We start from the raw sequence: 11,900 nt of genomic DNA on the forward strand, positions 1-11,900 counted from the left end.
TTCATGGAGTCTATACAATCCTTATTGCAACAGGCTCATGCTTTATGGCGTCAGGGCAATGAGCAGGGTATGATCGAATATTTGGAAAAAGCGATTCATCTCTGTCGTTTAGAGCATGATGACAAAAAACTGATCGAGATTTTAAATGAATATAGTGGGTCTCTTCGTAATGTGGGCCGCTATGATGAAGCCATTGCCGCAATTAACGAGTCTCTTCAAATTTTCGAAAAAAATAAAACCTATTCCCCTCAAACATATGCGACAATTTTAATTAATCTGGGGAATACATTTCGCGAAAAAAAATCATATTTTGAAGCGGAAATGTATTTATTAAAAGCAAAAGAAATCTTTCAATCTATGGGAGATACTTCTTATGCGTATATCGGTTTACTTAATAACTTAGCACTTTTATATCAAGATACTAATAATTACGATGCGGCCCATAAATTACAATTAGAGGCAGTTCATTTATTAGAATCTACAGAGTACCAGGTTCCCCTTGCTATTAGCTATAACAATTTATATGAAATTAGCAAGCATATTAAAGAGCCTAGTGAATTATCTCCCGAAATTTATTTAGATAAAGCCGCCTATATATTGCAACGTGAGGTAGGCACTAGTCACCCTATGTATGCAGCTATATTAAACAACCGCGCCGATTATGAAATTAACCAACATCACTATGATGAAGCGCTTCAGTTATATCGCGAGGCATTACCTATCGTAAAACACAACTATGGTATAGAGAGCCAAGCCTATAAATCGGTACAACAGAATTTAGAATACGTAAAAGATTTAATCGAAACATTGCAACAAAGCTCTAAACCCTTTCGAAAGACAGGCCTTGAATTAGGCCGAGAGTTATCTCATTATGTGGCTCAAGATGTAGAGTTAAACTTACCAGATATAAGTCCATACATTTGCTTAGCTTTGGTAGGAACTGGTTCGGAATGTCTTGGCTATGATGATGCGGTCTCGGAAGATCATGATTTTACCAAACGTTGCCAGCTATTTTTACCTGATGACATTTATAAGTCTTATAAGGATAAGCTTATATCATACTTTACAAACTATAGCCAAGGTTTAGTACAACTAGAAAGCATTTCACAATTTTATAAGCGTTACACATTATATCCAGAAGGACCTCAAAGTCCAGCTGAATATCGTCGTATACCACAAGATCTCTTATGTACAGCCACTAACGGAGAAGTATTTTTAGATAACCTAGGAACTTTCACAAATATACGACAAAGATTACTCACCTATTACCCAGAAGATATTAGACTTAGAAAAATCGCCTATGAACTCAATCAACTGGCTCAGTCAGGTCAGTATAATCTACCACGTATGTTACAACGTGGTGATACTGTAGCAGCTCAACTGGCACTTTCTCAATTTGTCAATCATTATATGTTAGCAGTTCATCTTCTAAATAAGTCTTATGCACCTTTTTACAAATGGATTTATCGACATACCTGTAACCTTCCTATACTAGGAAATACTGTAAAATATGGAATTCCAGATGTATTAAACTCATCGTTAAACGATACAAAGCATCACATTGATCATCTATGCAATGCACTTATTCAAGAACTTCAAAGCCATGCATTAAGCAATAGCTCTATCGATTTTTTAACATATCAAGCGAAAGAAGTTATGCAGCGTATTCAAGATCAAGCCCTTCGTACCGAGGACTCATGGGTAGAATAGGAGATATATTATGAAAGATGATTTAATCATATCTATAATCCAACAAGAATGGCCTCTTTTTAATAAAACGCAAAATGTAGGACAGCGGTCATTCTGCCAAGATCAAATGGCTAATTTTATCGTATCCCGTCACGCTTATTGGTCTATGTACTCCACACCTGTCTTGCAATCCTACTTACATGACTTAGAAGTAGCGCGTATGAAAGGTCAAAACCTTATCACATACAAGTATGGATATATGATGGCCTACACTCATCCAGATGAGTTCTTAACAATACAGGATAAACTACCACCTATTTCAACAGTCAAACAGTCATTGGTCACTGCGATAATGACAATATATATGAAATGGGAATTAGAAATACAAAAAGAAATGCCTGGTTTCGATACAACCCACAGACCAATTGAAGCAGTAAATAATAGTCAAACTCATACCTCTGTAGAAACCTATATGACAGGAGAACTACAATCTTATTCAGAGTCAACTTTAGAAAATATCTTAGCTCATTTTTTACAATGCTCTAAAAATGCCATCAATCCTGTAAAAGGATATTTAAGTACCTTACACGCTCAAGTAAAATAAAATATTTACCACCCCAATCTCCTCTCATAAATATAAGGAAAATAGGCTCTATCTTAGAACTAACTAAGATAGAGCCTATTTTCTTTTTCACTATAATTCTATTTATTCTCCTTCAACCACTGCACAGCATATTCCGCATACACCGCTGATGCTGCAGATAGTACGCTATCGTCCATGGTGAATCGATTGTTATGGTGATCAAAGGTAGCGCCTACCTCTGAATTTTGGATACCTATAAAGGCGAAGCATCCTGGCTTTTCTTGCAAATACCACGCAAAGTCTTCGCCCGGCATTACTTGACGCATCTTGGATAGCTTCTCTTTACCAAGGGTATCAATCACAACCCGTTCTGCTAATTCACTAGCTGCTGCATCATTAATCGTAGCCGGCACTTTTCGTTCGTAAATTAATTCAGCAGTAGCGCCATAGGCTTGTGCCGTATGTTCCACCACACGACGTATGGATTCTACATAGTATTCTTCTTGTTCAGGATCAAAAAAGCGAATGGTACCACCCATTTGGGCTTCTCCAGGAATAACATTCCACTCGGACCCAGAGTGGATATTACCAATGGTAATCACGAGAGAATCAAGAGCACTAACATTGCGAGAGACTACGGTTTGTAGGTTCATCACGATGGCACTGGCTACTACAATGGCATCAACCGCTTGATGCGGTTGTGCACCGTGGCCTTGTTTACCTTTCACATTGATTGTAATTTTACTACTAGCCGCCATGCGAGGGCCAGCCTCAACGGAAATGAGACCTGCTGGTAAATCAATCCACACATGACCTCCAAAGATAGCATCGATTTTTTCAAACCAATTATCAAACTTCATGAAATCAGGAGCGCCCGCACCGGTTTCTTCGGCTGGTTGGAAGGCAAGGTATACGTCACCTTCGATACGGTCTTTCATAGCAGTAAGCATCTTAGCCGCACCGAGTAATATCGCCATATGTCCGTCATGACCACAGGCATGCATCTTGCCATCTACATCGGATTTAAAATCGAATGTATTATGCTCTTGTACAGGCAACGCATCGATATCTGCACGAAGGGCAATCGCTTTACCAGGCTTAGCACCATGGATAATGCCGATGAGACCAGTTCCACGTTCTTCATCTACATGAACCTCTACGCCCATGGACTCTAATTCTTTGGCTAGTGTTTTTGTTGTTTCAAATTCTTCATTACTGAGTTCTGGATGTTTATGAAAATACCTACGCCAATCTTGTACATAGGTTTTATATTGTTCTATTAAATCGCGGCTATGCATTGTGTCGCCTCCTTAGCTGTAAACACAGGGTAATCAAACAAATGGAAATCCCCATATTTTAGGGAATAACAGGGTAAATGTAAAAGAAAACGACAGGCAACGCCATGTCGTTTTCTTTATGTTTCTTATCGATTGCGCAAGAATGCTTGTACCCCTAAGGATACAACAGCTGTTACTACTGCTACGGCTGCTGTAATTTTTACAGTTGTGCAGAGTTCATCTTTTGTTGGTTTAGCCTTTGCTGCAATGTCTAATGTTTTAGCAACTGCTGGCACCAATACATCATTACGTAAGGATTCTGTATTCATAATTACTCCTCCAATATAGACTATTTATTCTAGGTTATCACGAATAAAGTATAAAGTCTATATATTCATCGGACTTTTTCTATATATTTACAAATTTTCATGGTTGACTAAATTGATTTTATATATTGTAAAATCGATAGCTACTAACCGCTTTATTCACTAGCTAATTCCCCAATCACATCCGCTAAGATGGTAATTGCTGTTTCTAGTTGTTCTTGTGGAATATTAAGGGCTGGCAATAAACGAACCTTGTTTTTAGCAGATAAACATACTACGCCTTTTTCTAAACATTTAGCGATAACCTCTTTTGGATCAACTGTCGTTTCAATACCAATCATGAGGCCCAAACCGCTCACACCAACTACGCCTATTTTACCTTCTAAGGCATGTTTTACATAGTCTCCTTTAGCTTTCACAGTCGCCAAGAATTCTGGTGTCAACCGTTCGATGATAGTACATCCTGCAGCGGCACAGATTGGGTTCCCACCGAATGTGGTCGCATGAGCACCAGCAGTTAGAACGTATTGTGTTTTTTCATTGAACAAGGTTGCCCCCATAGGCAAACCACCAGCTAAGCCCTTAGCGGTAGATACGATATCTGGTTCGATACCAAATTGTTCGTATGCATACAAGCTACCTGTCCGGCCATTACCTGTTTGTACTTCGTCAATAAGCACGAGTTGATCGTGTTCATGTGCATATTTGGTAACAGCTTGAACGAATTCCTTATCTAGAGGCATAACACCACCTTCACCTTGGATGGGTTCCATCATGATAGCGCATACCGCAGGATTAGCAAGGACTTTAAAAGCCGCATCAATATCATTAGCAGGCGTGTGAATAAAGCCTTCTGTGAACGGGAAGAAATGTTGATGGAATACGTCCTGCCCCGTAGCGGACAAGGTTGTTACCGTACGGCCATGAAAGCTGTTAACAAGGGTCACGATGACATTACGGCCCTCGCCATATTTGTCATGGCTATACTTCCGCGCTGCCTTGATAGAGCATTCGTTAGATTCTGCACCAGAGTTACAGAAAAACACCTTTTTCATGCCTGTTTTTTTACATAATAATTCTGCCAATTTAATTTGTGGTACCGAATAATAGAGATTAGAAATATGGTTCAACGCATGGGTTTGTTCGATAACCGCTTTGGACCATTCATCGTCATCTACACCAAAGGCAGTAACGCCAATACCAGAACCAAGGTCAATATATTCCTTACCCTCTACATCCCACAACAAGGAGCCTTTACCTTTTTCAAAGCAAACATTAAAACGGCCATACGTATTGGCTATATATTCTTTATCTTGTTTTTCAAAATCTTGTGTCTTACTCATCATATCCTCCAAACGTACGGCCTATTGCCGTATATGTATCTACAATATACCGATAGCAATTGATGCTTACATCGTTATATTCACTATATTACTTTACAAACATTGTACCAAGGCCTTCATCGGTTAATAATTCGATAAGGATTGCATGAGGTATTTCACCATTTATGATAAATACCTTTTGAGCCCCTGCGTTGATTGCCTCTAAGCAACAATCTACCTTTGGTATCATACCACCGGCGATGATGCCCTCAGCTTTTAATTGCTCTGCTTCAGCCATGGTGATTTTAGGAATCAGCGAATTTGGATCATGTATATCTCGCAATACGCCATCTATATTAGTCATAGCTACCATCGTTTCAGCTTGGAGAGCACCCGCAATTTTAGCGGCTGCCGTATCGGCATTGACATTATATACATTGCCCTCCGCATCACAACCGATGGATGAAATAACCGGAATATAGCCTTTGCTGATGACATCATCAATCACCTTTGGATCGATTGTATCCACTTCACCAACATAGCCAAGTTCCTCATTTTTCTTGTGAACTTGAATCATTTCACCGTCAACGCCACATAGGCCAACGGCACGGCCACCAAAGCCGATAAGGTCTGCCACAAGGCCTTTATTGACCTTACCAGCTAGCACCATTTGTACTACATTCATCGTTTCTTTATCAGTAACGCGCAATCCATTGTTGAATTTCGATTCAATGTTCATGGCCGCCAAGGTGCTATTAATATCTGGGCCGCCACCGTGGACAAGGACTACTTTCACCCCTACTAATTGTAATAGAAGCAAATCGTTCATAACGGATTTTTTGAGTTTCGGATCCGTCATAGCATTACCGCCATATTTTACGACTACGTATTTATCTGTATATTGTTTGATATACGGTACGGCCGCCGTTAAAATATGCGCCCGCATCGCATTTGTTACAGTATTCATAGTGAAAGCCCCGTTTCTTCTGGCAATCCAAGTGCAATATTCATACATTGTACAGCTGCACCAGAAGCGCCTTTACCTAAATTATCAAAAATGGCGTGAACCACCATGCGTTCATCATTCCCTGTTACAGAGACGATCATCCCATCCATATTGCTAAGTTTGTTAGCATTTAAAAATGCTGCATTATCTTCTTTTACATTAAGAGGTGCTACCGTAACAACAGTGCTATCCTTGTAAAACTCTACTAAGGCCGCATGTACATCTTCGATGGTAACTGGTTTAGATAATAAACGTGTATGTAATCCAACGCTCACCTCCATGCCGCTATAGTAATCATCTACGATAGGCATGAATATTGGCGCTTCTGTAAGGCCACATACATGGGTTACTTCTGGTAAATGTTTATGCTGTTGACCAAGGCCATATTGACGCGGTGCATAAAGAAAATAATCCTTTGGCTCCGATTCGTATTGACCGATCATCTTTTTACCACCTCCGCTATAACCGGTAAGGGATGTAATGGTGAAAGGATAATCTGCTGGAGCAATGCCAGCTTTCACAAGAGGGGCAATACAAGCAATCATACCGCTCGCATGACAGCCAGGGTTCGCAATATGTTGTTTTGTTTTAATATCGTTTTTGTAGCTTTCACCAAGCTCAGGAAATCCATAAGCCCAATCAGCAGCCGTTCTGAACGCTGTGGATGTATCGATGATTTTGCAAGGATAATTACCGATGGCAGCAACCACCTCTTTGGATGCCGCATCAGGCAAGCACAAGAACACGATATCCGCATCCTTTGCGATGCTAGCGATAACATCTATATTCTTACGGTCCTCATCGGAAATGGATAATAATGTAATATCCTTCCGATTCGACAGCCGTTCGTGAATTCTAAGTCCCGTAGTGCCCTCATGGCCTACGATAAATACTTTATAGGGATTCATATTATACCTTCTTTACTTCTAACTGATGCAACCATTCATCGTGCATCATGATTTATCATTTTAGTCTCATCTGTTAGCAACTATGGTTCACTATAGATTACAGCCTATTACTCCATTGGATAGTCGCCAAAGGTAGCAACCATAACTGCTTTTATAGTGTGCAAACGATTTTCTGCTTCCTCAAATGCCAAGGAGTTAGAACCTTCAAATACGTCCTCTGTTACTTCGATACCATTCATACCGAACCGTTCAAAAATATCTTTACCAACTTGTGTTTCTGTATTGTGGAATGCTGGTAAGCAGTGGCAGAATTTAGTATTCGGATTGCCTGTTAAAGCCATCATGTCCGCATTCACTTGGAATGGTTTAAATGTATTAATCCGTTCCTCCCACATATCGTAGGTATCACCCATCGTTACCCATACGCCGGTGTAGATAACATCAAGGCCTTTCACACCTTCTGCTACATTATCTGTGCATGTAATGGTAGCGCCTGTTTCCTTCGCTACCTTTAAACATTCTTCGTAGAATGGACCTGTTGGCCAGTATTGTTTAGGACCGATGAGACGAAAATCCATGCCCATTTTTACGGCACCACTCATTAAGGCATTACACATATTGGATTGACCATGGCCTACATAGGCATAGGAAATTTCGTTTAATGGTTTGTCGATATGTTCTTGTAATGTAAGGAAATTTGCCAATGTTTGTGTAGGATGATCCATATCTGTTAGGCCGTTCCATACAGGCACGCCGGAATATTGTTCCAATATGTCCACATCTTCTTGGTCAAAGCCACGGAATTCGATGGCATCATACATGGAACCAAGAACACGAGCTGTGTCCTTTAAGGATTCTTTTTTATTCATTTGAGAACCCGTAGGACCAAGGTATGTTGTATGAGCCCCTTGGTCGGCCGCACCGACTTCAAAGGCACAACGCGTTCTCGTAGAATCCTTTTCAAAGATGAGCACAAAATTTTTGCCTTCCATCGTCTTAATTTCTTTACCAGCTTTCTTATCCGCTTTTAATTTGGCGGCTAACCCTAAGTAGTATTTAATTTCTTCTGGTGTATAATCTAGTATGGTTTTAAATGATTTATTATGTAAACTTTTCATGATAACTCCTTCAATCTATACGGTGTATACGTAGGTATTTCTAATTTTAGTAATAATTTCTATATGTATTGCCATTTCAAATTGTATTATTCTCTGTGAAAGTTATTGTTTCGGTTGTAAATATTCTGCAGCTAGTGCCGCCATCATGGTAATACCTGATTCTAAGATACTTTCATCGATGGTAAAGCATGCATTATGAAGTGCAGGGTTCCCCTCAAAGCCAGTGCCCAACCAAAGGAATGCACCTTTTATATGTTGTAGGTATGCAGAAAAATCTTCTGCCGCCATAGACGGATGTTCTGGATGTACTACTGCGTCTTTACCGAGATATTTTTCTACAATAGATGTGGCATAATCAATAGCCTCTGGATTATTTGTAGTTGCCCCATGACCACGTTTATAGTCTAAGGAACTCTCTGTTTTGAACATTAGGTCTAAGGCTTGTAAGCTTTCACCTAAACGACGTTCAATATAGTCCCGTTTCTTTGGTTCATAGGTACGGCAAGTCCCCTCTAGGTACACGTCGCCACAGCCCACATTGTATCGGTCGCCACCGTTGATAACGCCGATGGTGCACACGAGATTTTCCATTGGATCTGTCTCACGAGCCACCATGGATTCTACATTAACAATCCAGTTCGCCGCAGCCACGATGGCATCGATACCATTGTGAGGTTCTGCGCCATGGGTAGATTTGCCTTGAATATGAACAAGGAAATGATCTGATGCCGCCATGAGATGACCTTTTTTGAGTCCTACCGTTCCTACAGGTAGTTGTGGCCATACATGGAGTCCATAGATTTCATCAACATCATTGAGGATACCACTATCTACAATGCCTTGAGCTCCGGGAAATAAAGCCTCCTCTTCAGAGGGTTGAAATACGAGCTTTACTGTGCCGTGCAATTGGTCCTTTATTGATTGCAAAATAGCAGCAGCACCAAGTAAAATCGCTATATGACTATCATGACCACAGGCGTGCATAACACCTTCATTTTGAGAGGCGAATGGTAATCCCGTAGCTTCATGGATTGGCAATGCATCAATATCGGCCCGTAACGCAATAACAGGGCCTGTATGAGCGCCCTGTATTTCACCGATAACTGCATAATCTGAAACATCATTCACATAGGGAATTCCCAATTCTCCAAGAATCTTTTGAATGTATAAAGATGTTTCTTGTTCCTCTCCTGATAATTCTGGATGACTATGAATATGTCGACGCCATGCCACAACTTGTTCTAAATATTGTGAAGCATATTGTTTTATTAAGCTTTCTAATGTGTGCATGGCCATATCTCCTTTATGCTTTATGCATTTTATATGCATATTTTGTGTATATTTATAATCTATGTACGTATTATAATACTATCTACCATTATATTCAAGTATTTATACATATTATTTGTATTTTTATTTATCATATTAAGCATTATTTTTTATCATACAAAAAAGACACCTCTAAATTATCTCTATCCAAGAAATTCTTGGCAGATTAATCAAAAGGTGTCTTTTCTTTATTTTTCTAACACAGACTCATCTAATTGTGTACTATCCGATTGCCACATAATGGTACGACTCGTACTGTTATCTTGTGCTACAATTTGTCGTATATAGCGGCTTTATATACATAGCCACCTGTAACTAATGCAGCCAAAGCTACAATAGCTACAGTCGTTTTTAATAGTTTACTTTTATTCATATAGTTCCTTTATGTAAATATGTATTAAGCACTAATATGAACACATTATAAAACTTAAACTTAACTTTAAGTCAAATAAGATTTTTCTATACTTCTTGAACATCTACTTTTCTATATCTAGCAGAAATACATCCCAACATATTTAATTGCGGTATGTTCCATTCATTAGGTAAATAGATATCACAGGTGAGCTCATCACCTATAGAATTATTTGCTATAAATTGATAGCGCCCTAATTCCTCATTGCTATATACTCTTTCAAGCTGATTTAAAGTAGTAGCACCCCAAAATCGACTAAATTCCGTCCAAATAGTTTCTACATCAACTTGAGATAGCTCAACCTGTAGTCTATATGCTACCCCAACTTTGCAGCGTTTCTTCAAACCCTTTTCATCAGCACTACAAACCTTAGTAGAACCTTTATCAAAAGACCAGTCTAACCCACCTAACGATTGAACTTGGGTAGTAATGAGATTTTTAAAATTTGAAAAGTCTCCGAGAAAATGCTTACATGCTACTTCAAACGTATCTAATTTATCTATATGGCTCAATTCACAATACCTCTATTAAAGAATTTACCTACTATTTTTCGTAATATTGTTTCATTTGTGTATAGCCGTTAACGATGACTTCGATTTCACCTGTTCTAGGGTGGAAAATAAGACCATGAATAGGCACATCTTTAGGGATTAAAGGATTCATGCGCAATTCGTCCACGGTTTCCTCTACATTTTCAGCAGGATGTGTAAAACCATCTGCCCAGCGTTCCATTTCTTTTCTCACCATGTGAATCGCTTCTGGTGCAATACCACGAGCTAACATTTTTTCTGTTAAATTTTTAGCCGTTGTTTTCGCCATGCCACATTCGTGGTGACCAATAATAAAGATTTCGTTAACCCCTAGTTCATAAATACATACGAGCAAGCTACGTACAATACCATCAAAAGGACCGGTAATACAGTTACCTGCGGTCTTAACGATTTTTGCCTCACCGCGCCCAATATCCATAGAATCCTCTAAGAAATTCACAAGACGCGTATCCATACATGTAACGATAGCCATCTCACGACTTGGCATCTTACTGCATTTAGTATCCGTCTCTACATAACCCGTATTCTGATCCTCTACATACTCACGGTTGTGTGCCAAAATATCTTCTAATAAACTCATATATCCTCCTACTCAAAAAGACCTTGTCTAAATTAAAGCAAGGTTTCATATTTAATACATTCAATATTTTATTATACCATATATCCGTATCCCCTATCTCTCCTGTCCATAGACTTCGGCTCGCTTAGTGACAGTAATAAACCGAAAGGAAGAGAGTGTTGAGTAGTCCGTGCTCGCGAGCGACTTTGGCCCTGCGAAGCCCGAAGGGCGAAGTCAGACCCGGCCGGTGGAGCGAGCAAGTATGGGCTACTCAACCTGAATACTCTAGGTCTATATGTCACTAGCGATCCGGAGTCGACAATGCCTCGATTGCGACACTGCCACCACGAACAACTTCGATGCGATTAACGAACATATCTTTAAATAAAGCAATCATGTCATTGTTCTTAGATACTGTTTTTACGCATTGCACGAGTACGGATTTACGATTGTAATCAATCACTTCAAGATTAAAGGTTTCCGCAATGCGAAAGATTTCTTGTTTATCTGCTTCTTTGCAGCTATTAATCTTGATGAATAGTAATTCTTTTTTTGTAATGGGCATATCTGTAAAGTCAATAACCTTAATGACCTCAACACTGCGGTTAAGTTGCTTGATGATTTGCTCGTATGTTAAATCATCGCAGGTAAGTTCAATGGTCATACGAGACATGGTAGGATCTTCTGTTTCCCCTACAGTTAAGGTGTCAAGGTTATAGTTTTTACCAGCGAAGAGGCCGGAAATCTTTGCCAATACGCCGATTTGGTTTTCTACATATGCTGAAATACAACGTTTTTCTAAATGTAATTCCATAGCCCC

At 39.4% G+C, this 11,900-nt stretch carries 12 protein-coding genes; 2 read left to right on the top strand and 10 right to left on the bottom strand.

Annotated elements, in window-relative coordinates; genetic code table 11:
* Positions 1-3: 3 nt before the first annotated feature.
* Together VEI_RS06880 and VEI_RS06885 are read left to right on the top strand one after the other, a co-directional pair.
* Positions 4-1,710: a DUF4037 domain-containing protein gene (locus tag VEI_RS06880; protein WP_059363631.1), complete on the top strand. Its 1,707-nt coding sequence runs from the start codon at positions 4-6 to the stop codon at positions 1,708-1,710.
* Positions 1,711-1,720: 10 nt separating this feature from the next.
* Positions 1,721-2,293, top strand: coding sequence for a DUF4125 family protein (locus VEI_RS06885; protein WP_059363636.1), 573 nt, complete (start codon positions 1,721-1,723; stop codon positions 2,291-2,293).
* Positions 2,294-2,391: 98 nt separating this feature from the next.
* Here VEI_RS06885 and VEI_RS06890 read toward each other — a convergent pair whose 3' ends face one another.
* The 10 genes from VEI_RS06890 to ilvN form a co-directional block, all read right to left on the bottom strand.
* Positions 2,392-3,570, bottom strand: a complete 1,179-nt coding sequence (locus tag VEI_RS06890; protein WP_059363641.1) for a M20 metallopeptidase family protein — start codon at positions 3,568-3,570, stop codon at positions 2,392-2,394.
* 125 nt (positions 3,571-3,695) lie between these two features.
* Positions 3,696-3,878, bottom strand: a complete 183-nt coding sequence (locus tag VEI_RS06895) for a hypothetical protein (RefSeq protein WP_059363646.1) — start codon at positions 3,876-3,878, stop codon at positions 3,696-3,698.
* A gap of 152 nt (positions 3,879-4,030) precedes the next feature.
* Entirely contained in the window at positions 4,031-5,218 is a 1,188-nt protein-coding gene (locus VEI_RS06900; RefSeq protein ID WP_059363648.1) for an aspartate aminotransferase family protein, read from the bottom strand.
* Positions 5,219-5,306: 88 nt separating this feature from the next.
* Positions 5,307-6,164 (bottom strand): acetylglutamate kinase, encoded by an 858-nt coding sequence (gene argB / locus VEI_RS06905; RefSeq protein ID WP_059363654.1) that lies wholly within the window; start codon positions 6,162-6,164, stop codon positions 5,307-5,309.
* The gene (gene argC / locus VEI_RS06910) at positions 6,161-7,111 is read right to left on the bottom strand and encodes an N-acetyl-gamma-glutamyl-phosphate reductase (RefSeq protein ID WP_059363656.1); all 951 of its coding nucleotides are present in this window, start codon (positions 7,109-7,111) and stop codon (positions 6,161-6,163) included. The genes argB and argC overlap by 4 nt, the downstream gene beginning before the upstream one ends.
* Positions 7,112-7,218: 107 nt before the next feature.
* Positions 7,219-8,229 (bottom strand): ornithine carbamoyltransferase, encoded by a 1,011-nt coding sequence (argF, locus tag VEI_RS06915; RefSeq protein WP_059363658.1) that lies wholly within the window; start codon positions 8,227-8,229, stop codon positions 7,219-7,221.
* A gap of 102 nt (positions 8,230-8,331) precedes the next feature.
* Positions 8,332-9,519, bottom strand: coding sequence for a M20 metallopeptidase family protein (locus VEI_RS06920; protein WP_059363660.1), 1,188 nt, complete (start codon positions 9,517-9,519; stop codon positions 8,332-8,334).
* Positions 9,520-10,017: 498 nt separating this feature from the next.
* Positions 10,018-10,482, bottom strand: a complete 465-nt coding sequence (locus tag VEI_RS06925; protein ID WP_059363662.1) for a hypothetical protein — start codon at positions 10,480-10,482, stop codon at positions 10,018-10,020.
* Positions 10,483-10,513: 31 nt separating this feature from the next.
* Positions 10,514-11,101, bottom strand: a complete 588-nt coding sequence (locus VEI_RS06930; RefSeq protein ID WP_059363663.1) for a beta-class carbonic anhydrase — start codon at positions 11,099-11,101, stop codon at positions 10,514-10,516.
* Between the two features lie 280 nt (positions 11,102-11,381).
* Positions 11,382-11,894: an acetolactate synthase small subunit gene (gene ilvN / locus VEI_RS06935; RefSeq protein WP_059363665.1), complete on the bottom strand. Its 513-nt coding sequence runs from the start codon at positions 11,892-11,894 to the stop codon at positions 11,382-11,384.
* Between the last annotated feature and the right edge of the window lie 6 nt (positions 11,895-11,900).

This window comes from Veillonella tobetsuensis, from assembly GCF_001078375.1.
Taxonomy (GTDB): Bacteria; Bacillota; Negativicutes; order Veillonellales; family Veillonellaceae; genus Veillonella; species Veillonella tobetsuensis.